The sequence below is a fragment of the Microbulbifer mixtoriginis (SeqCode) genome (assembly GCF_052466715.1).
Genome location: NZ_CP174288.1, coordinates 1,047,290 through 1,073,408, shown reverse-complemented (window position 1 = coordinate 1,073,408; position 26,119 = coordinate 1,047,290). Strand labels below are relative to the sequence as shown.

Sequence of the window (26,119 nt, the reverse complement as noted above, 5' to 3'; positions counted from 1 at the left end):
AGGGAATGTAATAAAAAAGCCTCCCACTCCAGCCTCAGAGGGCTAATCATTGACTAGAAATAGGGCTTCAATTGCGCATCCGTCAGTACACTTAGTGCAGCGAGTAGAAACACATTGATGATCGGCCCCCACTCACTATGCTAAGCCGCAATGTCTCGATAATAAAATAAAAGAATTAATATGCTTTAGCCCCAGCTCTGGCTATCCATGCCTTACATGCACCACAAGGAGGCCTTCTATCCGATTTCCCTTTGTGCTTATTGGGCTGACGAGCCGCAAAAATACTATTTTTGATAGATTGACTGTTTTCTCCTGATTTACGCCGCTGACTGAATGCCCTTCTCAGGCAGTCTACCTCAGCACAGGTTCGACCAAAGATATATCGGTCTACATCCAGTTCTGCCGGAATAGTGTTCCAAATCGTATTCGGGATATATCCTCGACTGGTTCCATTCCCTGTTGATCCTTCAAACCACTGTTCTAATACACTGTCGTACATAACTGCTACCATACTCGGTGTGTTCGAACCATTTCCGCCACGGTCCCTGGCTAGTGTTCTAACTTTATTGACGGCCTGATTCCCTAAATTTTGGGCAGAGCCAGCCTTCGGTACTGTCTGAATATATTTGACATATTTTTGGCAATGCAACATTGGCCGGCGCTTAGGGGCTATTCCCTTGTAGATAGGACCAAACTGACTGATAACATTATGGGCATGGTAATAGGCATGTTCCATCACCGGAGGAGGTAACGGAGAACCATTTTCAACCACAAAAATACCACACTTATTACACTGAAACTTATGATGATATTCTGGCATCCTGTATATCCTTTACGTTAACCCAATTTAATTAAAAAATTAAAAACTGCTTTTTAATTCTCAAAGAAAACTACACACCCTTTAATTGAAAAAGCACCTCTTAGTCGAGGGTGGATCTGTTTTTGTTACACTTAACACCTATAAAATATCTATTCATTAAAACTGACCAAAAATTCTTGGCCAGCGAGCATTGGCGATACTGCTAGTTAGCAGCGAAAATCAGAAGTATTTATACTGTTACCTTCAGCTTGGTTCTATAGCCTCAAAGTCATCCTCGCGCAGGCGCATGGTTCCATCCTCTTGCAGGACCCATAGTTCCCGAGTGATAACTCCTTGCGCATTGTTCATCTTCCACTTACTGGTAAGAACTGTTGAGGAACCATCAACTACCTCAATCTCGGTATCTTGATAAGCCACATCAGAGAATCCCTGAGCCACTAGGTTTTGCCAGAAAGCTTTTATCTGCTCCCGACCTAGAAATACACCAAACGGCCTGGCATTCATTTGAGCATTCTGTTCATACATTGAAGCGCAGCCCTCAGCATTCCCTTGATTAAAAAACGACTTCCACTGTTCGCTGGCCACAATAGTTTTCTCAATAAGTATCTTGTTCATATCCAACTCCTCTTGATAAAGGCTTGATCTTTAACTTCCACAAGCATATTGCCCTAACGCACCGCCTGTGATAAACACACATTCAATCAAATTAGTGTTTAGTGAAATTAAACTATGAAACCCAGTCTAGAGGACATGCAAATATTTTTAGCCGTAGTTGAGGCCCGCAGCTTTACTGCCGCAGCAGACAAGCTGGTACGTACCAAGTCGGCAATTAGCCAGGCAGTGACTAGATTGGAAGAAGATCTCGGTACAAGGTTGCTTTACCGGAGCACCCGCTCGCTTTCACTGACGGAGACAGGAACCCAATTCTACGCTCACTGTCGCGAGATCCGGGATATCTACAACAACGCCCTGGCCGATTTAAAAAGTAATAACAAAGAACTCTCGGGCACACTGACAATAACAGCTCCCCACGCGCTCTGCGAGCCGGTTATAGTCCCTGCAATTAGACAGCTTAACGAGCAGCATCCACAGCTGGGGGTTCGTTTACTGGCGGATGATGCCCCAATGAATTTGATTGATTCCCAAGTAGACTTGGCAATTCGTGTAGGCAACCTGGATATGCAATCCGCCAAAGTGTCAAAGCTGGGAATACTCCGGGAAAGCCTCTATGCGAGTAGAGGATATATAGAGCAACAGGGAGGAATACCTGACGATCTTACCGAATTACGCAACTGGCAACATATCATCAATGATTGGCAAGGCACCCCGGTGAAATATCAGCTGGGTAGTAAAAAAGAGATTCGAGTTATTCCCAAGATACGCTGCAACTCACTACATAACATTTTACAAATGACAACAATGAGTTTAGGGGTTGCAAGACTACCAGACATTGTTGCAGAAAAATTGGTTAGAGAAGACTCCTTAAGGCATCTAGTCACAATAGCTTCAACTCCCGTTCACTATATGCACCTTTTTTCTAAAAGGCCTCCGCCAAAGGTTCAACACTTCATCAAGATTCTGAGAAGATTAATGTCATCTTATCACTAGCCTCCGAGTTATCTTCGACTGAGGGGCTATTGAGCACAGGTAGGACCTTAGCCTTAGTATCCGATAAAATTCATTATAAATGAAAAGAAAAATCCCTAAAGATAGGGTCAATTTTCAAGTGCCAGAGTTCTTTCCCGCTTCACAAAAGAGCGCTTTACAAACTCAGAAGCGCTAAGACCCAGCTCCTCTTTGAATGCCCGGGAAAACTGGCTGGTGCCGTTAAATCCACAATTGAACGCCACCTGTAAAATACTTGCATTTTTCCCGGCTGCCAATAACTGTGCGGATGCGGCCTCCACCCTGGCACGTCTCACCAAGTTAATATAAGAGGTATTATGAAAACGCAGCGCTCTATGTAAATAGGAGGTTGAGATATCCAATGACGCTGCCAGCTGTGGCGCGGACAAATCCGAGTCACAACAGTGTTTTTGAATCAGCCTGCAAGCCTGTTGAAAAATAGACTTTAAGCGACTCGGAGTTTCCGACTCCGCCTGCAAATTGCCACGACTCTCCTGGATACAGGCAATAATTAATTCGGCTATCGGATTAAAGAGAAAGCTGGAAGAAGCAAAAGTGCACCTTTGTTTGGCCTGGGGAAACAGCAAAAGATAATTACGTAATAAGAGGCCGGGACCACTGCTACCATCTATGGTCAGAGGACAGTTATCCTTGGGACCTGAACGAAACCCCTCGAGCTTCTCACGGGGAATGCGACACAATAGCGAGCGACTTTCATGAACCAAATCATGAGTAATTGTCTGCGCCAGATCAACCAAGTAGAGTCCACCGGGATTCATCGGGGTAAAATAACTCCCACGCTGTATAGCACCACGGCCAGATAAAAGATATATCAATGTATAATTGGCATAGCCATCACTCAAGTGATTGCTTGCTCGATGAAAAGAATTCCCAGAGAAGCAGGCTCGAGCAAATGAATCTCCCGTTTCAGGATTGGAAGATACTGCAAATTCCCCATAATACGCGCTGTTATGATGAGACTTGAGCAACAATTCACAGCGGTAAGGTAGACCAGCCTCCATCAGCTCCTTCCAGCGGCGCCAGCGTTCATTAACTACAAAATCATCTGTCCTGGCCACCCAGTCAAAAAACGGAGTCTTATCGCGATCCATCGAAACATCAGTCTGCATGACATGCTTATCCTTAAGCTGCCCATTTATGGTATTAAGCAAGAATAATAGATTTTTGAAAGCCTCTTTGTACCCAAAAGTTATTTCGGCGGCATCCTAATTTTTTCTACACCAGGGTACAGGCTGGAGAAGCTGCACCTGTAAGTGATCTCCAGAAACACGGCTTAGGAGCTATTTTCATAAATAGTGAAACGAAATAATCAGTGGATAAAATGATGAGTGAACTTCAGCTATTCAGAGACCGATTCGCAATTAGCGACCTACTTGCTCGCTACACTTTAACTATCGATAACTGTGATGCCCGAGGTTGGGCGTCACTTTTTACACTTGACGGTCGCTTCGAGCATGGCAATCGAGTAATCCGAGGAAGGGAAAAACTAGAGCGCTATGCAGTCATCCACAACAAACTGGGTAGCCGGCATATTACCTGTTCGCCATTACATCATATTTCAGAAGATGGGCAATCTGCCTCAGGCAAAGCAACTACAGTATTTATTTTAGTGACTCGCTCTGGTTATCGCGTTGCCGTAGCCGCAGAATACCATGATGAATTAGTCAAGGTAGACGGCAGCTGGCTATTTCAATGCCGCCGTGGCGTTATTGCTAAGCTACCGAATGATCCTGATTTTCCCATACTTACTGCTGATCCCAATACTCGTGACCAGTTAAGTCTTTTAGAGGATGCCTGGAAAGACTTGGGTGAACTGATATTAGATTAAAGCTACCAATATAACGAGTATCAAAAAATCCGAATCCGTGAAATATTCTTCTAGAGCAGGGCTAATTCAATGTACGTAATGGCACATCATCCCTGCGCCCAATAGAAGCGCCCAGTATTCTTACCAGGAACTCGGTTAATACTCCGGCAGTAAAGCCCCAGATTTCATAGTCGCCAAACTGGTAGGCGGGTAGATAAATAGCTTGATTATCGATAGTGATTCGGTCAGTGCGGATACGGGGATCGTCAAGAAAAAACGACAAAGGCACACGAAAAATTGCATCCAGCTCACCAGGGTTGGGCCTGAGATGGGTATCCGGTGAGATCACCCCCACCCAGGGAGTGACATGTACCTGCCAGCGAGTAGTGCGCGGCCACAGAGGGCCGAGCATCCGCACCTGATTCATAGGCAGGTCCACTTCCTCTTGAGCTTCGCGCAGGGCGGTATATTGCAGGGAGGGGTCAGTGGCATCCCAACGCCCGCCCGGTAGGGAAACTTCTCCGGAATGGGTAGATAGTGTATCGGCGCGCTTAGTCAGCACTACATGAGGGTCTGGCTCTTCGGTAAGAGCAATCAACACTGCGGCATGGCCATACAATTCTGGCCCTGTTGGTACGCCAGCCTCCAGCTCTTCTATTTGCTGGGAAATTTTCTTTTCGATAATCGATAACATATCCACTTATCCCGCCTCATACAACAAAGGCTCCCTAAAGTTCATCATACCGATTCCCGGTGATAACACCGAGCTGTATACCGCAATCTCCATTTGCGGCTCCCAGCCAGTTACTGCCGCTCAGCCGAAGCTGCATCCAGCTGGGACTGGGGCGTATAGCCCCCTTTGAGCTTCTCACGAAGCGCCTGCACCAACGCGTAGTACACAGGCACCAGTAAAGTGGCGAACAGGCTGGCTGCGAGCATACCGCCAAACACGACCAACCCCAGGGAAATACGGCTTACGGCACCCGCGCCTGTGGCTACCAGCAACGGTATCACTCCGAGAATAAACGACATAGCCGTCATCAATACTGCCCGGAAACGCAGGCGGGTGGCTGAAATCGCAGACTCGGCAATAGACTTGCCTTTATCCCGTTCCACACAGGCGAATTCAACAATCAAAATTGCGCTCTTCGCCGCCATACCAATTAACAATACCAAACCGATCTGGGTATAGAGATTATTGATAGATCCGGCCATCCACACCACCAACATGGCACCGCAAATCGCAATAGGCACGCACAAGAGCACCGCAATAGGAATACTCCAGCTCTCATACTGGGCCACCAAAAACAGGTACACAAATATTATGGCCAAACTGAACAGGATGGGAGCCAGATTGCCCGAGGTAACCTCCTGTAAACTGATCCCGGTCCATTCATAGCCGTAGCCTTCCGGCAGCCTGGAGGCCAGCTCCTCCATGGCATCCATGGCCTGACCACTGGAGTAACCCGGCGCTGGAGCGCCATTAATCGTCACGCTGTTATAGAGGTTGTAGCGGGTGATAGTTTGTGGTGCCACAACCGGCTCAATAGTGGAGACCGAGGTAATCGGCACCAGACCACCACTGTTGGCGCGCACATAGAAGCCCGCCAGATTTTGTTCGTCATCGCGAAACTGCGCATCTGCCTGGGCGATCACTCGGAATACTTTGCCATATAAATTAAAGTCGTTTATGTAATATCCGCCCAGAAAAGTCTGCAGTGTCGAATAAACCTCTGGCAACGGCACACCGAGTACGTGCGCTTTTTCTTTATCGATCTTTAATTCCAACTGGGGGGTAGCCGCCTGGAAACTGGTGAAGGCCTGGGAAATTTCCGATCGCTGATTGGCCGCACCCAGCAGATCAATCATTACTTGTGATAATTCTGTAATACTGCGCCCCTGCAAATCCTCCAGCACAAATTCAAACCCTCCCACGGTACCGATACCCGGCAGGGGTGGTATGACAAAAGGCATAATCTGTGCGTTGGGTATCTGCGCAAGTTTTTTCTGTGCCCGCTGCATAATGGCGAACTGGTGATCCTCTTCACTGGTGCGGTCATCCCAGGGTTTTAACACCGCAAACATCATTGCGGTATTAGATGAGACACTGTTGGTAAGCAGGTTATAGCCGGGCACACCCACCACATGGGCCATACCGGGTTCTTCCAATAATATGTCTGTAACCTGATTCACCACCGGGCCAGTGCGCTCCAGGGAGGAACCATCCGGCAATTGCACATGTAGCATAAACGTGCCCTGGTCCTCATCAGGGATAAAGCCAGTGGGGATACTACTAAACAACCAAAAGGCCAACAGGAAAATACCGATAACGGAGATAATTCCGATTAGCGGAATCTTTACGCAGGCTTTTACCATGCCCACATAAAAATTGGTGGAGCGATGCAGCCCTCGGTTGAAAAAACCAAATACCCCGGTCTCTTTCACTCCGGCAACTTCGCCTTCCTTACCCACTTTTAAAATACTGGCGCAAAGTGCCGGGCTCAGGGTAAGCGCATTAATGGAGGAAATCGCGACCGACATAGAAATAGTAACCGCAAATTGCTGATACATTTTTCCGGTGATACCCGGCATCAACATGACCGGTACAAACACCGCAAACAACACCAGCGTAGTGGCAATGACCGGCCCAGTAACCTCACGCATAGACTGCAACGCAGCCTCCTTTGGCGTTAGGCCGTCACTCATCAGTCGCTGGGTGTTTTCCACCACAATAATCGCATCATCAACCACTATGCCAATCGCTAGAATCAGCGCAAACAAGGTGATGGTATTAATAGTCATACCAAACGCCAGCATCAATGCAAAAGTGCCCACCAGTGAAACAGGGATGGCAATAGCGGGGATCAGGGTGGAGCGCCAATCCTGTAAAAACAGGAAGACCACCGCGATCACCAAAATCAGGGCAATAAATAGTGTCTGCACCACCTCTTTGATAGAGGCCTGCACAAACAGAGTGGTGTCGTAGAGGATCTCTGCCTTTAGGCCATCTGGAAAACGCTGGGAAAGCTCTTTGACCTTGGCCTTGATGCCGTCAGCCACTTCAATGGCATTGGCTTCCGGCAACTGATAAACACCGATCACTGCCGAAGCCTGGTTATCCAATTGCCCATAGGAGGAATAGGACTCACTGCCCAATTCCACCCGCGCCACATCTTTCACTTTTACCATGGCGCCATCGGGTTTGGCGCGAATAGTAATTTCCTCAAATTCCTTGGGATTCACCAGGCGCCCCTGCACCAGGATGTTGTATTGAAATTGCTGGTCCTTGCGAATGGGCGGCGAGCCAATCTGCCCAGCCGCTACCTGCACATTTTGTGCCCGTACCGCGCTGATAACATCCTCGGTGGTAACGTCCAGGGACGCCATCCTATTCGGGTCCAGCCACAGGCGCATGGCGTAATTGCGCGAGCCAAAAATAACTACGCTGCTCACACCCAATACGCGCGCCAGCTCATCCTTCAAATAAATTTCTGCGTAATTGGCTAGGAAAAGTTCATCGAATTTCTGCTCAGGAGAAAATAAGTTCACGACCAATAGCAAAGTGGTGCTTTGCTTGGAAACCACCACACCATCGCGCTTTACATCCTCTGGCAATTGCGGCGTGGCCTGCTCCACACGGTTCTGTACATTGACCTGAGCGATATCATCGTCATAACCAGATTTAAACGTTACCGTGAGACTATAAGAGCCATCGTTGCCACTGGTGGAGGACATATAATCCATGCCTTCCACGCCATTCACTTGGGATTCGATGGGCACGGCAACACTATCGCGCACAACTTCAGCACTGGCCCCGGCGTAATTGGCTGCGACGTTTATTGTGGCTGGAGTAATTTCTGGAAATTGCGCCACCGGCAATAATGGCAACGAGAGAATACCCGCAAGAGAGATCAGTATGGAGATGACAAAAGCGAAACGGGGCCGCCGTATGCAAAAGGCACTGATCATAAATTCGCTAAGCCCCCCCCCATTTCAGGCGGGCTATTTATAATCATGCTCTTGTCCCTCGTATCGGTGGCGTTCGCCCTCCTCCACACCTTCAGGAAGTTCCATGTCATCGGGGAGCAGTGTCCCCTGCCCGAAGCCTATAGGCTGTTTGGTACTTTGCTTACCTACGGGAGAAGCGCCACCGCTTGCGGGCTCCGCCGGCTTTTCTGATGCGTCGTAGGGGTTCCGCGGCGTGTTTTGAGGGGTCACTGGCTTGCCCGAAACAACCCGCTGCAAACCGTTAACGATGACCGACTCCCCAGCAACTAAACCATGATTAACCGCCCAGAGCTCCCCCTCCCGCTGCCCCAAAGTGACATAGCGTTTTTCAGCAATATTTTTCTTACCCAGCACAAAGAGGTAACGCCCCTGCATGTCCTCCAGCACTGCAGATTGCGGCACCAGCGGTTTAAGTGCCTCACTGCCGGTATACAAACGGATTGAGACCCGAGCAAATTGTCCTTGCACCAGTAGGCTGCCCGGATTGGGAAAGAGTGCGCGTACCGCTACGGACCCGGTGTTGGGGTCTATCTGGTTATCGATAAATACAATCCTGCCCTGATAGGGGTAAAAATTGCCATCCGGTAGCTCTATACGCACATCCAGCCTCGTTGGCGGCAACCCCTCCCGGCGGCGGCGCTCGGCATCCACCTGTACGGCATAGAGTTGGTTTTCAGGAACCTCAAACAACACATAGATTGGGTCCATCTTGACGATGGTAGTGAGCGGGTCCGAATCAGGTCCCACCAGGGAACCCTCAGTGAACTGGGTACGACCAATGCGGCCGGTAAGTGGCGCGTAAATCTTTGTGTAGGAGAGGTCTAGGCGAGCACTTTCCACTTTGGCCCGATCTGCATCGACCTGTGACTTGGCCTCTTCAAAAGTGCCCAGTAATTCATCCATCTGCACCTGGCTGATAGCACCTGTAGCGACCAACTTTCGACCACGTCGATAATTGCGCTCAGCGATCCGCAGAGTTGCCTCGGCGCGCTCCAAATTGGCGCTTTGGTTATCCAATTCAGCGATAAATGGGCGCGGATCTATTTCAAATAGCAGGCGCCCTTTCTTAACCGTTTCCCCCTCTCTAAAATCACGACTCTGGATATAACCTTGCACGCGGGGGCGCACCTTATACTCATCGGTGGCCTCCACCCGGCCGACAAATTCAAAGCGCGGAATCACTGGCTGTTCTCGCACCACCAGCACCTCTACAGGAGGCGGTGGCGGTGCCTTTTGCTTATCGTCTTTGCCGCCACAGGCCGCCAAGGCGATCAGCACAAGCCAAAAAAATAAAATACGCGCCATAGTAAAGCTGGCACCGCCCTATGAACTTCAACACCTTTAACAACTATAGGCGTCAAAAAGCTGGAAGCTGGCGCTGGAATCTTGCATGGGTATACTGACGCCATGAAATTTTGTAGCCAATGCGGCAGTAATGCCGTCACATTTTCCATCCCAAAAGGCGATGACCGCCCTCGCCACCTCTGTGGCAATTGCGGCACCATCCACTACATCAACCCGCGTGTGATTGTCGGTGTTTTACCCTACCTGGAAGACCGGGTCTTACTGTGTAAACGCGCCATTGAGCCGCGCCTGGGACTCTGGACCCTGCCCGCCGGCTTTATGGAAAACGGTGAAACCAGTGAAGAAGGTGCTTTGCGCGAGTCCTGGGAAGAAGCACGTGCCAGCATTCGTGTGGACGAGCTTTATTCAATTTATGACATTCCGCATATCAATCAGGTTTACCTGATGTATCGCGGAGAGCTCACCGATACGAATTTTGGCCCCGGGCCGGAGTCACTAGAAGTGTCACTATTTCGCCAGGAAGAAATCCCCTGGGCTGAAATTGCCTTCCCGATCATGCATAAAACTCTCAAGCACTATTTCAACGACACAGAACAGGGGCAATACCAGCTGCACCGGGGTGTTATTTCGCGGAAGCTATAGTGGTAGCTACAGCGCGAGCCAAGCTGAAGATAGTGCACTGGAAGAGGACTCTGGGTGGGAGAAGCACTCACCCACCTGGGTACATTTAAAAAGGATGTTCCAATGAAATACGCCTATATGCTTGCGGTACTGTTATTAGTAGGCGTGGGCTTACCCATGTTGATTCCCGGCCCCGATGGCAAACCGATTATGTCTCCCCAAGACTGGCTTCCCGATCAGAAGACTCTGGACACAGTTCGCCAGCAAGGCCAACGCGCCATTCAAGCGGTAAGCGACAGTACTCAGAAATCTGCCGAGCAACTGGAAACCCTGGTGGAATCCAGTGGCCTTTTGCCAGAAGAGCAACATAAACAGACCAGGGAGGTATTTAGCTGGCGGGACAGTGAGGGCAATTGGCACTTCTCTGATTCGATACCCGAGGGCCTGGATACTCATGTACGTATACATCGGATAAAACCCATCAATACCCTGCCCGCCACACCCAGCAACGATGCTCAGCCACAAGGCCCCCAGGCACAGCTATTGCAGGAGAACCGTGAGGGCGATAGCCGGATTTCACAGATTTTGAAAGAGGTTCAAGCGCTAAAAGAAAACAGTCAGCAGCGCCAGCAGGCACTGGATAACCTTTAAAGCCCTCTCTCGCGAATGGCAGGATACTGTTTATATCCTGTCACTAGCGAATTTTGCCGCCACAACGCTCATCCAGGCGCCAAAGGTCAAAGGCCGGCTCCTCGTAAGGATGTGCCTGGTAGAGGGCTTCAAGTGCTGCATCCACAGACTCATCGGCACACGCCATCTCAACCCGATATTCCTCTACCTGCTCTATCTGCCCGGACTCACCAATAAACGGCTGACTGCCCGCTAGTGGCCGGAACTGACCGACACCCAATACCTGCCAGCAACAACTGTCGTAGTCGCCGATTCTGCCAGCTCCGGCGTTAAACAGAGCTTTTTTGACAACTTCCAGATGACTTGAGGGTATATAGATACAGAGCTTATGCATTCTGCTGATTCACTATTCAACGGTGTATAAAGTAAAGGGGCCTTCAAGGCCCCTTTACAGTGCAATACGATTGAAACGTCTAGAACATCAACGTCATCAGCTTGCGCTGATATTGGGTGGCGATGGGGTCGCCGGCACCCAAGCTTTTCACCATATCGAGAAATGCCTGCTTGGCCGCGCCATCGGCAAAATTCATATCCTTGCGCAGGATATCCAACAACAGCTCCAGGGCTTCCTCGTGACGATTGGCCTGACTGTACTGTACCGCCAGCTTATAGGCGGAATCATAATCCTGCGGGTTCTGCTCCAGGGCCTTCTGCAGCGCCTGAATCTCGGGGGTATCCGCCGCCTGTTGTTTTAGCTCCAACTGGGCCATCAGGCGCTGGTATTCCGCATCCTGATCCGCCAGCAGAATTTTGCTGAGCACGGTTTCTGCTTCCGCAGCGCGGTTTTGATCGAGCAGCAACGCCGCCAGGTGTTTGGCAATATCCACCCGCTCGGAGGATTCAGCGTAAGCCTGGCGCAGCAACGGCAGAGCTTCATCCACCTTGCCCTCACCAATCAGCGCCTGGGCCTGCTGCAATTTGATGTCCCAGGGTTTGGGCAGATATTTATCGAGCATTTCACGAATCTGGCTTTCCGGCTGCACCCCGGCAAAGCCATCTACCGGCTGCCCCTCTTTGAGCAGCATAACTGTAGGTAAGCTGCGTACCCCCAGCTGGCCGGCGATCATCTGCTCGGTGTCGGCATTCACTTTTGCCAGGAGGAACTGGCCCGCATATTCATTCGCGAGCTTTTCCAAAACCGGCATCAGCTGTTTGCACGGCTCGCACCAATCGGCCCAGAAATCCACCAGAACCGGGCGATTCATGGATTCTTCAATGAGTACCTGCTGGGCGTTTTCTGCCGTTACATCGACAATAAAATCGTTCACAAACTCTCCTGAGTAATGTCTTGCTAATCTGCTGAGGTTCTAGCGGTAGAGGGTATCCGTGCCATAAGCCAGCTCAAGGGATTGCCGCTCAATTTTACGCAGCCCCTTAACCACCAGGCCATAGGAGCGATCCGCCATCCGCTCAATTTCATAATCCGGCACTGTGCCATCGAGCAATACAGTATTCCAGTGCTTCTTGTTCATATGGTAACCCGGCAACACGCCAGGGAAGATATCCCGCAGGGCCTGAGCCTCATCGGGATCACACTTTAAATTGGTCGCATCTACCTCGCGGTAGCGGCTGAGAGTCGCGAACATACGCCCCTTTATCTTGTACACAGCAACATCGGGACCAAAGGGGAAGTCCTCAATCGCCTCTGGTCGCGCAAGTAAATAACTTCGCAGTTCCGCCTTGTGCATTGTTAGCGCCTACCAGTCTAGCGAAGAGGGTAAGCGTGGCGACGACAACAGCTTGGCGAAACGCTGCCAGCGCTCTTGTGCACTGTTTGTATCTCGCTCCACATAATCAGCTACCAGTTTTTTGCCCCAGTTGTAATTAATGACATAGGCACCGTAGGCATCGACAAAATCCTTGCGCTGCTTTGCCTTGGCCGGGCTCATCAGAGTGTATTTCTCATACAGTACCGCAACTTGCTCTGGGGCAATTTCACCATCGATATACTGCCGAGCAATTTCATTGCCGGCAAAACTGAGCTTATCCACCAGTCCCATCACCCGCTCATACTTTTGTGCACTTTGTGGATCCAACCCGGCGAGGGGATAAAGTACCTCCATCTCGAAGCGGTTTTTTTCCTCCCCAGGAAAGGCCAGGTCGATACCGTAATTGGCACTGCCCTCGGCAATCAGAGATTGGGGACTGAACAGCGGATACACGCTGTATTCCACCCAGCCACGGTCTTCCACCAACGTCTGTTCCAACAGCGCGTTATAGGTATGATGGCCCGGGTAGCCTTCATGGCAGCCAAGGTCGATCGCGCGATCAATGGTAATCGGCAAGCCACTGTTCACCTGTATCAGGCTATGCGCCCCTCCCTGATACCAGTTGTAACCGCTCCAGGGTTTGTCACTGACATATTCAAGGGCAAAATTTTCATCCTGTGGCAGCGGAATATACTGCTTGGTGCGCTTGCGACACTCCGCAATGGCTGCATCAAAAACCTCTTGGAGCTTGTCCACTGGGATTTCATACTGCTGCCGAAACGCCTGCACTCGCGCACTTAGGGGCTCATTGCCGGGCAACAGCTCATCCAACTCCTGCAAGAGTGGATCGAAACTAGTGAAATTTTGCCTGGGGGGCTCGGTGTCATAAAGCTCGCGCGCTTCTTTGGCAAAGTTGCGCTCGCTTTCGCCAGCAAGGCTGCGGGCGTGAGCCACCAGCGCAGCCAGTTGAGTTCGCAGGTAGTGTAGACGCAGGCCGTCAAGGGAACCATCCACCACGCCGTCCCCGGGTAGCTGAGCGATGAGGGCGTTACCGCGTTTGGCAATATCCGCCGGGCTGGCCTGGCTCTGCTCCGCCTGCTCTCGCCACTGCGCCGGGCCATAATAGGCATCGACATAACTCTTGTCGTGATTACCCAATTCCAACACCAGGGCAACATAGTCCCTGGCCACTGTATCCATGGACATATCCCCTTTCCCTTCTATTGCAGTTTTTTGCCCTTTAACCTCTACTGCTTCTCGTAACTTATCCTCTGATCGCGCTTTACCCTCGCAGGCGGCAAGAAATAGAGGTGCAGCCAGAATTGGCAACAGACACACCGCCTTTACTACTTGTTTCATTATTATTTCTCTTGAAATTTATTTCACATCTGGAAGTTTACTCAGCCGGGAAAACCCCAAAACGGCCTGCTATGGCAGGACCAGGCCGGGAAGCCCCTCAACGTTGACGACCGGGATTTTCCTGAGCGGAACTATCTTGCTTCTCTAAGCCTTCTTGCTGAGCTTCACTGCCCCCCGCAGGCTCAGGTTCCCGGCCATCGGTCTGTACATCAAACTCTTCAGTAACCGGCGCAGTGCGCAGTACCAGGAAACCGGCGATACCGGCAATTACAGAAGCCAGTAAGATACCTGCCTTGGCCTGATTCAACAGGTTATTCTGGTAACTGAACGCCAGTTCGGCAATAAAGATCGACATAGTAAAGCCGATACCGCCGAGTAATGCCACGCCAATGATATGCTGAAAATTAGCCAACTTAGGTAAGCTGCCCAAGCCTAATTTCCAACCGATCCAAGTAGCCCCCACAATCCCAATCAGCTTTCCGAATACCAGCCCAGCGATTACCCCCAGGGTTACCGGGTTGAAAACTGCACTTGAGCTAGTAAAGCTATCGAAGGGAATGCCTGCATTAGCGAGCGCAAAGATGGGAATCACCAGAAAGCCAACCGGAGTGTGCAGGCGGGTTTCCATACGCTGCAGAGGAGACTGCGCCAGGTTAACGCCACTGCCTAGGGCCATAACCCGTGCGCGTAAGGCATCATTGGCAATGATTTTATCACCGGGACGGAAACAGCGATCGAAGCTGCGGATAATATCTTTAACAAAGGAACTAAACGCCACTGGATCGTACTTGGGCTTCGCCGGCAGCGCCATTGCAGTTATGACCCCCGCAATGGTGGCGTGAACTCCGGCCAGATAAAATTCATACCACAGCAGAATGCCCACAAATACATAGGGGGGGGAGTTACGCACGCCAGCCGCCTTCAGCAACCACATGATCACAACCAGGCAACCCGCAGCGATCAGCGCGGTCATATTTACCTGCTCTGTATACCAGATAGCGATCACCAGAATGGCGCCCAAGTCATCAACAATAGCCAGAGCCACTAAGAAAGTCACAACCGCGCGAGGCACACGATTACCCAATAAGGCAATACAGCCCACGGCAAAAGCAATGTCCGTGGCCATGGGGATGCCCCAACCGCGCTCCGCCTCACCGCCAGCATTGAATGCTGCATAAATCAATGCCGGCACCACCATGCCACCGATTGCCGCCATCACAGGTAGTACCGCATGGCGTAAATCGGACAGCTCCCCTACCATAAATTCCCGCTTGAGCTCCAAGCCCACTAAAAAAAAGAAGATCGTCATTAGACCTTCATTAATCCAGTGGTGTAGCGATAAAGAAAACTCCCAATTTCCCACAGTGAAACTGATGGGCATATGCAAAAGGGTTATGTAGACATCTTCCAGGGGGGAGTTTGCGATAATGAGCGCCGCCAGCGCAGAAAGCATCAGTAAAATACCACTGCTGCTCTGCCGGTGGATAAACTCTTCAAAAGGTGTCACCAGGCGCCCAAAAGCCTGTTCTAAAGGCGCCTCAAAAACCTTTCCTTTGCGGATCTTGAACTTATTCAGAACGCTTTTTGCCATCGACAACCCCCTCTTTAGTAAAGAGTAGCCCGACTAGAAACGGAGCCGCACTTCTACCTATGGGAGCCAGAGGTTAGCATGGCCACACTATTCTTAACCATTTGACAGGACCCAGTAGCAAAACATGACCCGCTTGGACCAACTGCTAGTACAGAGAAAACTCGCCAATTCCCGCACCCATGCCAAAAAACTGGTTGAAGCCGGCAGGGTCACGCTATCCGAGGGCGGCCCCATGGAGCTGGCGCGCAAAGCTGGGCAATCCGTCAGTGAGAACTGCGCCTTAGAAGTCACTGCACTACCCGAAGATCAATATGTTTCCCGCGCCGGCCTAAAACTTGCCGCGATACTCGATCACACAGGATTAAACCCTATGGGCTGGCACGCCCTGGATGTAGGCTGCTCTACTGGAGGCTTTAGTGACTGCCTGTTACAGAGAGGCGCCACTTCCGTAGTAGGGGTAGATGTAGGACGAGATCAGCTAGCACAAAAATTAATAGATGATCCACGTATGCACCTCTTCGAAGGAATTAATGCCCGTTATTTAGAGGCATCACAACTTTCTCCTTACGCAGATACTGGCTTTGATGCCATCGTGATGGATGTATCCTTTATTTCCCAAACGTTGATACTGCCGCAGCTGCCTTCTTTACTAAAACCCGAAGGCCAGCTGTTGACCCTGGTAAAGCCACAATTCGAGGTGGGACCTGAGGGCATTGGTAAAGGGGGGGTGGTGCGTGATGCAAACCTCTACCCACAAGTACGCCAGAAAATTGCATATTTATGTGATGAACTAGGACTTGAGATTAAAGAATATATTGACAGCCCAATTAAAGGTGGCGATGGCAACCGGGAATTCTTACTCTGGGCTGCATATAGAGAAGCATGAGCTAAGAGAACAAAAAAAATTAATATTACACTGCTGAATCCACTTGAACGCTCTATCCTGACATAATTTTAATTTACGCTAGGGTCATCATATTTCGAGGGCCCTATCGATTACGTTTCAAAATAAAAATTTCCAGACAGATCTTAGATACCTACCGCTTAGAATTAAGAAACATCCTCATGCTCACCTCTCAAAACACTCTCACCCTTTAACAAAAACTATTTATTACTATCACAATCTATAAATAAACACGTAATAAATACTCCCTATCCTGCGCACATAAAACAACGACGCAGATAACCCCAATGAAAAGATTAGTTTTGCTGTGTACACTCTCCACTTCATTACAAGCGGCTCCACTGACTAACTACAGGATAATAGACGGTGACACAGTTCACGGATACGTCTCTGGTGAATATGTTGAGATACGCCTTCAGTGCATTGATGCACCAGAAACCTATCCCAGCACGCAAATATATGGCCCAGAAGCTACTCAAATCCTGAATCATTTATTGTCAGTTGGCACTGTGGATTTCCAATCGACAGGAAGAGATCAATACGGCAGAGAAACTGGCTATCTGTTTGCAAATGGGTACAACATCAATCAAGAAATGGTTGCAAGAGGAGCCGCTTGGAATTACGCCTACTATTGCGGAGATAAATTCAAGATTGAGCAAGACTTTGCATACTACTCCAACCTAGGGTTATGGGACGAAATGGAAGCAAAAGACCCCTACTGCTTTCGCAAGAACCTAGATCACGACTTTTGCTATTACAATCCGGAAAACAAATTCTTTTTAGATGATTAAAAACTAAATTTTCTGAACATGAATTTTACCTACTAGAAGCTGTTTCATAACTTGAAATCAGTTATTCTTGCGACCTCATGGAATGATAAGACCAGTAAGTGTGAGTAGATTTAAGTCAGAATTAACCGACGCTCAGTGGAAATTGATTGAGCCTTGCCTTCCCCAGCTAAAACGTGGAAAAGGAGGTCCCAAACCCATTGATAACCGTGCATGTTTTGAAGGTATCTTGTGGATTTTGCGATCAGGAGCACGATGGAAGGATCTCCCCCCATCTTACCCTTCGCCGAGTACTTGCTGGAGAAGGCTCCAGTTTTGGGAAGAGCAAGGCGCTTGGTTGGAGGCTTGGAGAAAATTTCTCGGACAGCTCGATCAAAGATCCCTGCTCAATTGGGAAGAAGTCTTTTCGGATAGTAGCTTTGCTTCAGCAAAAAAAGGGGAGCAGAAGTCGGAAAAACTAAGCGAGGCAAGGGTACAAAGTGGATGGTGGTGGTCGATGGCGAAGGTATTCCATTGGGAGGCACCGTTACTTCGGCCTCACCAGCAGAAGTAAATTTATTACATCCACTACTCGATGTTACCTATGAAAATACAAAAATTCGACGACTGGTGTACGACAAGGCTGCAGATTCTGATCCACTACGCCATAGTTTGGCCCGCCGTGAAATTGACCTAATTTGCCCTCACCGCAGGAATAGAAGAAAACCTTCGAAACAAGATGGCAGAAAGCTTAGGAGATATGTGCGACGCTGGAAAGTTGAGCGAACTTTTGCATGGCTAGGGAACTACCGCCGTTTAGTCGTCAGGTGGGATCGCTACTTATCTTCATACAGAGCTTTTTTCTATATTGCCTGCATGTTAATTACGCTAAAGAAGTTATGAAACAGTTTCTAAGCAAACAGTTCCCATAAAGCTCAAAATAAAAAATCATTAGAGCTACCAAACTGGCCTATAACTTACACTATACGGGAGTATATGGGACTGTTTGCTGATATTTTAAGAGGAGATTCCTTCGGTTTTACCTTTGGGAGGTTGGGTAAGATTCTATTGCCTGTCCACCCTTTTTATAGAGGACTCCTCCTTTCATAACCAATGAGACATTGGATAGAAGGTTAATATGCCTCAACACATCCCCTCTTACTGCGATGATATCGGCAAATTTTCCTTTAGATACAGTCCCTGATTGGTCCGAAACCCCCATCATTACTGCGGGCCAGTAGGTAGCTGCTCGAATTGCATCCATAGCGGAAAAATTCATCTCTTCAACCAAAACGGCCAATTCGTTCCAAGTGCTTTGGCAATGAAATTTAGTTGGGATACCACTATCTGTCCCCACAAGAAACACCACACCAGCATCTTTAAGCTGGGAGATTTTCTTTTTCAAAGTTGGTTTACGTAAGGGAGTTAACTGCATGTACTGCAATTGCCCAGGGTTTCTCAATGACTGTTTAATATCGTCAATAGTGTCTGGTTTTAGTCCTTTGTGCCAGCATGTATCATCCAGCCTTTCCGGGTTATCCACAGTGTTACTATAGTTCCAGAGACCTTCTACGGTTGGAGTCCAGAAAAGCGGGCCTCCAGCAACGCGACCCTTAGCAGTGCGCTCTTTTAATAACTGGATGATATCTTCAGGGTACTCAGGTGCTGTTGTCAGCCCTGTATGTTCAAAGTTATCGACACCTATGGCCAGCCCTCTGCGGATCTCATCTGGGCGGTGCGAATGAGCTACAACTTTTAAACCATGCTTATGGGCCTCATCCACGACCGTTTGAGCAACTTCTATAGTCATCTTGTCATGGTCAATCAGCTTAATTATATCGACACCAGCTGTTGCCAGTAAGTTTACTTTCTTTTTTGCTTCAGGGGCACTAGAGACTGACCAACGAAAAGCTTCAGTACCAGGATAAACTTCATGTTGGATAAATGGACCGGAAACAAATAGTCTTGGCCCAGCAATTTCACCAGAAATGATTTTGCGCTTTATCTCTATAGATGCTTCTAGCGGAGCACCCAAATCACGAACACTAGTAACCCCGGCTAGCAGCAATTGTATTGCACTAGCAGGCATTATTTCATTGGTCAGGCGATGTAGGTAGTGTTTATCCCAATGCACATAGTCCGCGTGTCCACTGAGCATTAGGTGAGCATGATTTTCCCAAAGTCCAGGTAAGACATCCATCCCCTCAGTAGAAATAATTTGATACCCGTCGGGGACGGGAAGCGTTTCAACCGTTCCAACTTCCTCAATTTTGTCGCCCCGAATTAAAATAACACTGTTTGCGATTGGCCGATTACCAAAACCATCGATCAGCCGCCCCCCCACAAGCGCACTTCTCGTCTCCGCCTGAATTGACAAGCTGAACAGCAACATAATACCAAGAGATGATGCCTTAATTATTTTTTTTATCATTAAAATTTCCTTCTATTAGCTGGTGATAAATTCAAATCAACAAAACAGGATAAAAAGCCCCCCACTCAACTAAAAGCGCTTAACATGCATTATCTTAATAGACATACCCAATAGCGCTTCATAGCTTTTCAACCAACATCGAATCGCATAGCTAGTTTTGACCTATATACACCCTACTAACTTAACGAGTAACACTGCAAAGACCATAAATCAGACAATACATTCATCTCTCTCATAGTCTAAACAGTTATCTTATCTCTGAGTGTAAACATATTGCAGCATCGCTCACCATCAAGCCCATATTTCATAACGCATAATCAAATCCCGACATAATAGAGACAACATTAATTTTTCACGACAAACTATCATTATATATCGTACTGAACAACAAAACATACAGGCCAAAATACAATCAAGAATACATAAAGAGAAAATAAAGGATAAAAATATTCCGGTCAAAGAACTGGGGCTGTAACATTAATTTTTTATGGATTTATAACTCAGTGGCCATCCTACCCACACGCAGTCTTTCATCTCCATTAATAAACTATTAGAAAGAATAAAAATTAGACAGATTAAAAAATAAGCATCTAGAGAACTTACCGCAACATCTATTGAAATTCTTGCAACCTACTTAATACAATTAACAAATAAGCAACTTAGAATAAAACTCCTAATAAGGAAATGATGACTACACCTAAAGACGACGTAATATCAACCTACCAACCCTACAACAAATTGCTCAAAACCATAAGGTCTCACGTATCTATATATATTCCTAGCACATTGCTCAGAAACTTTTATCTTTCGGCAGAGATAGATAAGACCGACCTCACGAACCCCAAAAGAACCCATTAAAAAATTTGGAATCTACAAGCTTATCATGTGTTAAATATTGGCTCTTTTGAAGCCAAGATAGACAGATATTCTTAGAAAAGACAACTAAACTGCATACTTTTAACCACCCTAAATATACGAGTTATGAAGTGATCAAAACAGCTACAAATAAAGTGTCGTTGATTATAACGTTGCTCCTATTTTCCTGGCCATCGATACTCTATGCATGCTCCCGGGTTACCTGGAATACTGAGCAAGGTGTTTTTGCCGCCAGATCAATGGATTGGGGACATTCTTTTGAGGATATTCTTTATATAAATCCTCGAGGTATGAAGATGGTTGGTGAGGACGGCCATAACCCCGCCAAATGGACTTCAAAATATGGAAGTGTTGTACAAAGTATTATTCCTTATGCCCGCCAATATGGCTTCTCAAATAATGACGGTGCTACCGACGGAATTAACGAGAAAGGTCTAACGGCACATATTCTATATCTTGGAGCAACCCGCTACGCCAAACCAAGTAATACGCCAGGAGTATCCTATATGCGCTGGCTGCGTTTTATTCTCGATAACTATGCTACAGTCGCAGATGCTGTCATTGGGATGAAAAATATACGCATATCGCCAGTGAAAGTTGGTGGCGAAGTTCTTGGTGCACATATGGCAATAGAGGACCCAAGTGGTGATTCAGCTATCTTCGAAATAATCGATGGTAAATTAGTTGTACATCACGGTAAGAAATTTTCGGTCATGACAAATGACCCACCATATGGATGGCAGCTTCAAAACCTGCCTTTTTACCAAGGCTTTGGTGGGCTTAAATCTGTACCTGGAGGGATTGATGGCGCTGACCGTTTTGTTAGATTATCTTACTATCAACACAATCTACCAAAACCTGCCAATGCTATTCAGGCAGTCTCTTACCTCCTAAGTGCTATCCGTACTGTGGCCGTTCCTTTTGGCGCACCTTATAGCCGCCCCAATCAGGAAGAAGGAGCTGAAGAACCAGCTACTTATCCCACTTGGTGGCTTTCGGTGATTGATTTAAAACGCCGAATTTACTATTTCAACTGGATCAAAAATCCAAATATTGTTTGGGTAGATTTACATGGAATCGATTTTTCAAAGGGCACAGGAAAGCGGGTTGCCGACCCAAAGAACCCCAAATTGGTTGGAGATATCACTGATGTATTTAAGCCACTAAAAAAATGAACAGAAAGAAACACAAAGTGTACAAGTTACTCTAAAAACATCGCTGAATATAAAACACTCTGCCCGATACCCAATATGGCCTTAATTACAGCCAAGAATTTACATACTTTGAAATAAATCTACTTCAACATGTACATCCCTTCACTTTCAGGGCTGCTTAACTTAAAGCCAAACTTCTCGTACAGCTCCGGTACATCCGCCATAAGGGTAATATAAGCAGAAGGAAGCGCCTCACGATCCAAATAAGACATAATGTGTTCCATCACAACCCTTCCCAACCCTTGACCTTGAAAAGTAGGGGCGACAGCAACATCCACAATCTCAAAATTTAAGGCTCCATCACCAACCACCCGCCCCATGGCAATGGTGGTTGAACGAATTTGAATGTGAATGCCATAGAGACTATTTGGCAACCCCTTCTCTGCGGCCTCCCGACTTCTTGGGGATAGCCCACTAATCTGCCTGAGGCGAAGAAAATCCTCAACTGAAGCCACAGTTTCAATAACTTTAAACATACTGCCGTCTACATGAGTATTTATGAAACCTACTCACTTCAATGAGTAGTTATACCTCCCGAATCTCAGTAACCACTTCTGTTTTTACGGAGTTAGCAATAAAGCACTGCTTGTGGGAAAGATGGTGGATTTTTTCCAATTGCTCGCGACTAGGTTTCTTTTCGCCAGAAAAGCGGATCAAAGGTCTCAGGGTGACCTTAGTCATGGCCAACTTACCCCCCTCTATTGTATCCATCACGCCTATCGCTTCATCGCGATACTCATCAATGACGAAACCCCTTTTTGCGGCAATTGCAAGGAAAAACAACATATGACAACTGGATAGCGACGCCACGAAAGCTTCTTCTGGGTCGACATTTTCCGGGTGTGAGTAGGGGATTGGGACAATATGGGGAGATGAAGAGGCTGGAACTGACAAACCGCCATCAAACTGCCAAGTATGAGCGCGGCTGTATTGATTGTCGGTAAAAATCTGGTCGTCACGTTGCCAGACCACTGTAGAAGTATACTCAGACAAAATCTCTCTCCTTCTATCCAGGGCACACACTTTCAACTATTGATATACAGGGCTACCGAACGACTCCACGACTCCGGAACCAGGAGGTGTTTAGGGGAGTGAATAGAACCGAAGGGTTCCTTCTAGGGCAACCTCAGTTTAGAAATGACGCGGGATGGCAGAAAATTGGGCGCTAGATGCGCCCTTGGGAGATGCTTAGTCTGCATCTACTTGCTGGTCGGTGCGCGCAGCCATAATAAAATCATTCTTATGCAACCCCTTGGCCTCATGGCTCCACCAGGTCACGGTTACCTTACCCCACTCGGTAAGCAGTGCCGGGTGGTGGCCCACTTCTTCTGCGATGGCACCTACACGGTTAGTAAACGCCAAGGCCTGCTTGAAATTCCGGAACTTGAACACGCGCTCCAGCTGCATAATGCCGTCGCGGGTCATTGGCGTCCAATCGGGAATTTGGCGCAGCAATCCTGGCAGCTCGTCATCGCTGACGAGAGGGGCATCGGCGCGGCAGGCTTCACACTGTTGTTGGGCTAGCTCAGTCATGAATAAATCCTCAAAACCTTGTTTATTATCGGTTATTTCACGTGGGGCTCACTCTAACCGGGGCTCTTCCACGACACAAGCGCAGACGTTAAAAACGCATTATCTACGGTTTTCACTCGCCAATATGGGACAGTGTGCTAAATGCTTGGATATCAATTCACGATGTAAACAACCATTCTCAGTCTGATCAAGGGTCTCCGGCCGATATGATAATTTTTAAGCAGATACACAAGCGTTTATAAACCCCTTTTGGCAAGGATCGCCATGAAAGCCCCTCTTAAACTGTTGATTTTGACGTCGCTCACTCTTGTTTGTGCCTGTGGCCCCCAAGGTACCGATAGGAAGCGCATAGTGCCCCCTCAAGTTGAAACGATGATTGAAATGCGTGCCGAGATGGAACTGGCCTTTCAGCAGCTGAGCCAACAGTTCGTTAACGGTCTGTGGAAACTGTTTCCTTCCTGGGCAGTCCGCGAAGGCTATTATGAGGCTGCCATACATTTACAAGTGCCTGACAAGGCCTTCCGCGCCTATCTACTGGACTTCGCTCAAACTTATGAACGCAAGTTCGCCGCTCTGGATAGTGAATTACTCAGTATTTCTTCCCTCACCGATATGGCGCTTATTATGAATTTCCTACAGCGCCTGCAGTGGGAATATACCACCTTCAAATCCTACCAGTGGGACCCCTCCATATATAACGTATCCCATCCTTTTGCCCTGATTTTAAATACCGAGTACGCCCCCCTCAAAAACCGACTGCGCACCTTCAATACGCGTATGCGCTTGGTTCCCGATTACTACCAAGCCGCAAAGCAGGCTATCCGTAGGCCCGCCGCGCCACAATTAATGTTGGCTATTCAGCAGAACGAAGGTGCCCTGGAAGTTTTTGGGACTAGGGTAGAAAACCTGGTAGAAAGTAGCCAGATGTTTGATGATGAAAAAGAAGTATTCAGGCAACGTCTGCACGCCTCCCGTGAAGCGATAAAAGACTATGTAAACTTTTTAAAAAATTTACAAACCAGCCTGGAAAAATCTGCAAGGTTTCGTGATTTCCGTATTGGAGAAAAGCTATATGAAGAAAAATTCCGCTTTGATATTCAGATTGATACCAGTGCCAGCGCCCTCTACCTGCGTGCTTTGGAAGAAAAAAAACAGGTCCACAGTAAAATGGCGGCGCTCACCGAGCAACTTTGGCCCAAACATTTTCCCGATACCCAGGCACCATCAAATCAAATGGAAAAGGTCCGGCGCCTACTCGAAAAACTATCCCTTAATCATGCCACTAAAGATACATTCAAAGAGGTGATAGAAAAGCAAATACCACAGCTGGCAAACTTTGTCATACAGCACAATCTACTCGACCTGGACAAAGAAAAGCCACTAATAGTACGCACTACCCCCCCCTATCTACGCGGCTTTGCTGTTGCCTCTATCAATGCGCCTGGTCCCTACGATAAGGATGCCAATACCTATTACAATGTGTTGCCCATAGAGAATTACAGTGATGAGCAAGCGAATAGCCTGCTGCGGGAATATAACCATTACACTTTGCAAATACTGAACATTCACGAAGCCATCCCCGGTCACTATACCCAGTTAGTTTATGCCAACCAGTCTCCGAGTATTATTAAAACCATCTTCGGTAACAGCGCCATGATTGAAGGCTGGGCGGTCTATGCCGAACGTATGATGCTGGAGGCTGGATACGGTGATTTTTCGCCGGAACTCTGGCTGATGTACTACAAGTGGAATTTACGCGTGATTACCAACACCATTTTGGATTACGGTGTACAAGTCAAGGGAATGACAGAAGCCGAAGCAATGAATTTAATGGTTGATGGGGCTTTTCAACAACGGGCTGAGGCGGAGGGGAAGTGGCGTAGAGCAACTCTCAGCCAGGTTCAACTCACCAGCTATTTTGCCGGATTTACTGATATCCTTGCCTTGCGCGAAGAAGTAAAGAAAAAGCTCGGAGATAAATTCGACTTAAAGGAATTCCATGAAAGCTTTCTAAGCTTTGGCAGTGCGCCAGTGCCGATTATTCGAGAACTAATGTTGACCCAACTGGAGAAGACGGGTTCTATTTGAACCAAGCACTCTGTAGAGCTCTAACTCTCATTCTTCTGACAAGATCCAATAGATTTCCAGTGAAAAGTGCCCAGCAAAAGATCAAACAGAGGGATAGTCAAATTAAAATTACATTTATTCATCCACTTACGTTGATGATGTATGCGATGCAATTGAGCCAACTCACGCAAAACGGGAACTCGATGGAACCAATGATTTAGAGGCTGGTGGTATCCCAAGTGCAACAATTCATAACCCAAATGATTTCCCACCATAGTCACAATCAAGAGGTAACCAGCATTCATCGAAAAAAGTATGGAGAAAAAGTACCCTAAAATTGGTGCAATCACTAAAGCAAGAGTCGCAGTTAAATAAGTGGGGAAAAGTACTATTCTCCAGTCTCTGGTAGAGTCAATAGAAAACAGGGGTGGAGAGAAAAAACTGTGATGATCCCCAGTATGTCTGCGATAAAACAGCCCTGCAATCCGAATCTTTTTATGACCAGCCCAACGGTGACTAGCGTATTCCGAAAAATTATATATAACAGTCCCTGCGGGGATCACTAACAGCTCCCAAGTTTTTAACAAATCCAATTGAAACATGCAGAAGATACAAACTCCGGCACCAATAGCTAGAATACCCATCAGATGAAGCCATCCATGGTAACGGCCTTTCACTCGCGCCCTGTATCCAGCCCTGAAAGGGGCCGCATCGTGATTGATCGACATATTTGCTCCTTTTTATTAGCGTTGGAATTCCGTAAAACTATA

At 47.8% G+C, this 26,119-nt stretch carries 25 protein-coding genes and 1 pseudogene; 10 read left to right on the top strand and 16 right to left on the bottom strand.

What is annotated here, in order from left to right; genetic code table 11:
• Positions 1-175: 175 nt before the first annotated feature.
• Positions 176-820 (bottom strand): hypothetical protein, encoded by a 645-nt coding sequence (locus ACJJH9_RS04805; RefSeq protein WP_252085059.1) that lies wholly within the window; start codon positions 818-820, stop codon positions 176-178.
• 243 nt (positions 821-1,063) lie between these two features.
• Positions 1,064-1,435, bottom strand: a complete 372-nt coding sequence (locus tag ACJJH9_RS04800; RefSeq protein WP_444904156.1) for a nuclear transport factor 2 family protein — start codon at positions 1,433-1,435, stop codon at positions 1,064-1,066.
• A 135-nt stretch (positions 1,436-1,570) separates the two neighbouring features.
• Between ACJJH9_RS04800 and ACJJH9_RS04795 the strand changes: the two genes are divergently transcribed.
• Positions 1,571-2,428 carry a LysR family transcriptional regulator gene (locus tag ACJJH9_RS04795; RefSeq protein WP_444924486.1) on the top strand — a complete coding sequence of 286 codons (858 nt, stop codon included), beginning with the start codon at positions 1,571-1,573 and terminating at the stop codon, positions 2,426-2,428.
• 107 nt (positions 2,429-2,535) lie between these two features.
• On the opposite strand, the gene ACJJH9_RS04790 is transcribed toward ACJJH9_RS04795, so the two are convergent.
• Entirely contained in the window at positions 2,536-3,576 is a 1,041-nt protein-coding gene (locus tag ACJJH9_RS04790) for a helix-turn-helix transcriptional regulator (RefSeq protein WP_444924485.1), read from the bottom strand.
• A 215-nt stretch (positions 3,577-3,791) separates the two neighbouring features.
• Between ACJJH9_RS04790 and ACJJH9_RS04785 the strand changes: the two genes are divergently transcribed.
• Positions 3,792-4,295 carry a nuclear transport factor 2 family protein gene (locus ACJJH9_RS04785; RefSeq protein ID WP_444888365.1) on the top strand — a complete coding sequence of 168 codons (504 nt, stop codon included), beginning with the start codon at positions 3,792-3,794 and terminating at the stop codon, positions 4,293-4,295.
• A gap of 61 nt (positions 4,296-4,356) precedes the next feature.
• On the opposite strand, the gene ACJJH9_RS04780 is transcribed toward ACJJH9_RS04785, so the two are convergent.
• From ACJJH9_RS04780 to ACJJH9_RS04770, 3 genes are all read right to left on the bottom strand, one after another.
• Positions 4,357-4,968 (bottom strand): NUDIX hydrolase, encoded by a 612-nt coding sequence (locus ACJJH9_RS04780; RefSeq protein WP_252085055.1) that lies wholly within the window; start codon positions 4,966-4,968, stop codon positions 4,357-4,359.
• Between the two features lie 110 nt (positions 4,969-5,078).
• Positions 5,079-8,243, bottom strand: coding sequence for an efflux RND transporter permease subunit (locus tag ACJJH9_RS04775; protein ID WP_444924484.1), 3,165 nt, complete (start codon positions 8,241-8,243; stop codon positions 5,079-5,081).
• A 33-nt stretch (positions 8,244-8,276) separates the two neighbouring features.
• Positions 8,277-9,587 (bottom strand): efflux RND transporter periplasmic adaptor subunit, encoded by a 1,311-nt coding sequence (locus ACJJH9_RS04770; RefSeq protein WP_444924483.1) that lies wholly within the window; start codon positions 9,585-9,587, stop codon positions 8,277-8,279.
• Positions 9,588-9,689: 102 nt separating this feature from the next.
• Between ACJJH9_RS04770 and ACJJH9_RS04765 the strand changes: the two genes are divergently transcribed.
• Both ACJJH9_RS04765 and ACJJH9_RS04760 read left to right on the top strand, forming a co-directional pair.
• Positions 9,690-10,229 carry an NUDIX hydrolase gene (locus tag ACJJH9_RS04765; RefSeq protein ID WP_444924482.1) on the top strand — a complete coding sequence of 180 codons (540 nt, stop codon included), beginning with the start codon at positions 9,690-9,692 and terminating at the stop codon, positions 10,227-10,229.
• A gap of 102 nt (positions 10,230-10,331) precedes the next feature.
• On the top strand, positions 10,332-10,859 hold the full coding sequence (locus ACJJH9_RS04760; protein WP_252085051.1) for a hypothetical protein: 528 nt from the start codon (positions 10,332-10,334) through the stop codon (positions 10,857-10,859).
• Between the two features lie 43 nt (positions 10,860-10,902).
• Here the strand turns inward: ACJJH9_RS04760 and ACJJH9_RS04755 are convergent, their stop codons facing one another.
• The 5 genes from ACJJH9_RS04755 to nhaA all read right to left on the bottom strand — a co-directional run bounded on the left by ACJJH9_RS04755 (position 10,903) and on the right by nhaA (position 15,557).
• A complete protein-coding gene (locus ACJJH9_RS04755) occupies positions 10,903-11,232 on the bottom strand; it encodes a YqfO family protein (protein WP_252085050.1) in 330 nt (109 codons plus the stop codon).
• A gap of 79 nt (positions 11,233-11,311) precedes the next feature.
• Positions 11,312-12,166, bottom strand: a complete 855-nt coding sequence (trxA, locus tag ACJJH9_RS04750) for a thioredoxin (RefSeq protein ID WP_252085049.1) — start codon at positions 12,164-12,166, stop codon at positions 11,312-11,314.
• Positions 12,167-12,205: 39 nt separating this feature from the next.
• A complete protein-coding gene (locus ACJJH9_RS04745; protein WP_444885694.1) occupies positions 12,206-12,586 on the bottom strand; it encodes an MmcQ/YjbR family DNA-binding protein in 381 nt (126 codons plus the stop codon).
• Between the two features lie 9 nt (positions 12,587-12,595).
• Entirely contained in the window at positions 12,596-13,966 is a 1,371-nt protein-coding gene (locus tag ACJJH9_RS04740) for a hypothetical protein (RefSeq protein ID WP_444924481.1), read from the bottom strand.
• Positions 13,967-14,063: 97 nt separating this feature from the next.
• Entirely contained in the window at positions 14,064-15,557 is a 1,494-nt protein-coding gene (gene nhaA, locus ACJJH9_RS04735; protein ID WP_444890955.1) for a Na+/H+ antiporter NhaA, read from the bottom strand.
• 124 nt (positions 15,558-15,681) lie between these two features.
• Here nhaA and ACJJH9_RS04730 point away from each other — a divergent pair, with 124 nt between their 5' ends.
• The 4 genes and pseudogenes from ACJJH9_RS04730 to ACJJH9_RS04715 all read left to right on the top strand — a co-directional run.
• Positions 15,682-16,443, top strand: coding sequence for a TlyA family RNA methyltransferase (locus ACJJH9_RS04730; protein ID WP_444924480.1), 762 nt, complete (start codon positions 15,682-15,684; stop codon positions 16,441-16,443).
• Positions 16,444-16,748: 305 nt separating this feature from the next.
• On the top strand, positions 16,749-17,252 hold the full coding sequence (locus ACJJH9_RS04725) for a thermonuclease family protein (protein WP_444898789.1): 504 nt from the start codon (positions 16,749-16,751) through the stop codon (positions 17,250-17,252).
• A gap of 82 nt (positions 17,253-17,334) precedes the next feature.
• Entirely contained in the window at positions 17,335-17,802 is a 468-nt protein-coding gene (locus tag ACJJH9_RS04720; protein WP_444924479.1) for a transposase, read from the top strand.
• Positions 17,700-18,131 (top strand): annotated as a pseudogene (locus tag ACJJH9_RS04715) (IS5 family transposase); the annotation flags it as partial. The gene ACJJH9_RS04720 and the pseudogene ACJJH9_RS04715, both read left to right, overlap by 103 nt.
• A 136-nt stretch (positions 18,132-18,267) precedes the next feature.
• Here the strand turns inward: ACJJH9_RS04715 and ACJJH9_RS04710 are convergent.
• Positions 18,268-19,659 (bottom strand): amidohydrolase family protein, encoded by a 1,392-nt coding sequence (locus ACJJH9_RS04710; protein ID WP_444924478.1) that lies wholly within the window; start codon positions 19,657-19,659, stop codon positions 18,268-18,270.
• 986 nt (positions 19,660-20,645) lie between these two features.
• On the opposite strand from ACJJH9_RS04710, the gene ACJJH9_RS04705 reads away from it, so the two are divergent.
• Positions 20,646-21,710, top strand: coding sequence for a bile salt hydrolase (locus tag ACJJH9_RS04705; RefSeq protein ID WP_444924477.1), 1,065 nt, complete (start codon positions 20,646-20,648; stop codon positions 21,708-21,710).
• A 119-nt stretch (positions 21,711-21,829) separates the two neighbouring features.
• On the opposite strand, the gene ACJJH9_RS04700 is transcribed toward ACJJH9_RS04705, so the two are convergent.
• The 3 genes from ACJJH9_RS04700 to ACJJH9_RS04690 all read right to left on the bottom strand — a co-directional run bounded on the left by ACJJH9_RS04700 (position 21,830) and on the right by ACJJH9_RS04690 (position 23,282).
• On the bottom strand, positions 21,830-22,225 hold the full coding sequence (locus ACJJH9_RS04700; protein ID WP_444924476.1) for a GNAT family N-acetyltransferase: 396 nt from the start codon (positions 22,223-22,225) through the stop codon (positions 21,830-21,832).
• Between the two features lie 49 nt (positions 22,226-22,274).
• Entirely contained in the window at positions 22,275-22,742 is a 468-nt protein-coding gene (locus ACJJH9_RS04695; protein WP_444888354.1) for an OsmC family protein, read from the bottom strand.
• Between the two features lie 195 nt (positions 22,743-22,937).
• Complete coding sequence (locus ACJJH9_RS04690; protein WP_252085039.1) at positions 22,938-23,282, bottom strand: 4a-hydroxytetrahydrobiopterin dehydratase; 345 nt, start codon at positions 23,280-23,282, stop codon at positions 22,938-22,940.
• Between the two features lie 351 nt (positions 23,283-23,633).
• On the opposite strand from ACJJH9_RS04690, the gene ACJJH9_RS04685 reads away from it, so the two are divergent.
• A complete protein-coding gene (locus ACJJH9_RS04685) occupies positions 23,634-25,370 on the top strand; it encodes a DUF885 domain-containing protein (protein WP_444924475.1) in 1,737 nt (578 codons plus the stop codon).
• A gap of 20 nt (positions 25,371-25,390) precedes the next feature.
• Here the strand turns inward: ACJJH9_RS04685 and ACJJH9_RS04680 are convergent, their stop codons facing one another.
• Positions 25,391-26,077 carry a sterol desaturase family protein gene (locus ACJJH9_RS04680; RefSeq protein ID WP_444924474.1) on the bottom strand — a complete coding sequence of 229 codons (687 nt, stop codon included), beginning with the start codon at positions 26,075-26,077 and terminating at the stop codon, positions 25,391-25,393.
• Positions 26,078-26,119 lie beyond the last annotated feature (42 nt).

Bases quoted from the DNA above. Each gene is read 5' to 3' on its own strand.
- ACJJH9_RS04700 (WP_444924476.1), bottom strand. From the start codon at position 22,225: ATGTTTAAAGTTATTGAAACTGTGGCTTCAGTTGAGGATTTTCTTCGC.
- ACJJH9_RS04775 (WP_444924484.1), bottom strand. From the start codon at position 8,243: ATGATCAGTGCCTTTTGCATACGGCGGCCCCGTTTCGCTTTTGTCATC.
- ACJJH9_RS04800 (WP_444904156.1), bottom strand. From the start codon at position 1,435: ATGAACAAGATACTTATTGAGAAAACTATTGTGGCCAGCGAACAGTGG.
- ACJJH9_RS04755 (WP_252085050.1), bottom strand. From the start codon at position 11,232: ATGCATAAGCTCTGTATCTATATACCCTCAAGTCATCTGGAAGTTGTC.
- ACJJH9_RS04690 (WP_252085039.1), bottom strand. From the start codon at position 23,282: ATGACTGAGCTAGCCCAACAACAGTGTGAAGCCTGCCGCGCCGATGCC.
- ACJJH9_RS04740 (WP_444924481.1), bottom strand. From the start codon at position 13,966: ATGAAACAAGTAGTAAAGGCGGTGTGTCTGTTGCCAATTCTGGCTGCA.
- ACJJH9_RS04745 (WP_444885694.1), bottom strand. From the start codon at position 12,586: ATGCACAAGGCGGAACTGCGAAGTTATTTACTTGCGCGACCAGAGGCG.
- ACJJH9_RS04725 (WP_444898789.1), top strand. From the start codon at position 16,749: ATGAAAAGATTAGTTTTGCTGTGTACACTCTCCACTTCATTACAAGCG.
- ACJJH9_RS04680 (WP_444924474.1), bottom strand. From the start codon at position 26,077: ATGTCGATCAATCACGATGCGGCCCCTTTCAGGGCTGGATACAGGGCG.
- ACJJH9_RS04780 (WP_252085055.1), bottom strand. From the start codon at position 4,968: ATGTTATCGATTATCGAAAAGAAAATTTCCCAGCAAATAGAAGAGCTG.
- ACJJH9_RS04795 (WP_444924486.1), top strand. From the start codon at position 1,571: ATGCAAATATTTTTAGCCGTAGTTGAGGCCCGCAGCTTTACTGCCGCA.
- ACJJH9_RS04805 (WP_252085059.1), bottom strand. From the start codon at position 820: ATGCCAGAATATCATCATAAGTTTCAGTGTAATAAGTGTGGTATTTTT.
- ACJJH9_RS04790 (WP_444924485.1), bottom strand. From the start codon at position 3,576: ATGCAGACTGATGTTTCGATGGATCGCGATAAGACTCCGTTTTTTGAC.
- ACJJH9_RS04730 (WP_444924480.1), top strand. From the start codon at position 15,682: ATGACCCGCTTGGACCAACTGCTAGTACAGAGAAAACTCGCCAATTCC.
- ACJJH9_RS04765 (WP_444924482.1), top strand. From the start codon at position 9,690: ATGAAATTTTGTAGCCAATGCGGCAGTAATGCCGTCACATTTTCCATC.
- ACJJH9_RS04770 (WP_444924483.1), bottom strand. From the start codon at position 9,587: ATGGCGCGTATTTTATTTTTTTGGCTTGTGCTGATCGCCTTGGCGGCC.
- ACJJH9_RS04785 (WP_444888365.1), top strand. From the start codon at position 3,792: ATGAGTGAACTTCAGCTATTCAGAGACCGATTCGCAATTAGCGACCTA.
- ACJJH9_RS04760 (WP_252085051.1), top strand. From the start codon at position 10,332: ATGAAATACGCCTATATGCTTGCGGTACTGTTATTAGTAGGCGTGGGC.
- nhaA (WP_444890955.1), bottom strand. From the start codon at position 15,557: ATGGCAAAAAGCGTTCTGAATAAGTTCAAGATCCGCAAAGGAAAGGTT.
- ACJJH9_RS04720 (WP_444924479.1), top strand. From the start codon at position 17,335: ATGATAAGACCAGTAAGTGTGAGTAGATTTAAGTCAGAATTAACCGAC.
- ACJJH9_RS04710 (WP_444924478.1), bottom strand. From the start codon at position 19,659: ATGATAAAAAAAATAATTAAGGCATCATCTCTTGGTATTATGTTGCTG.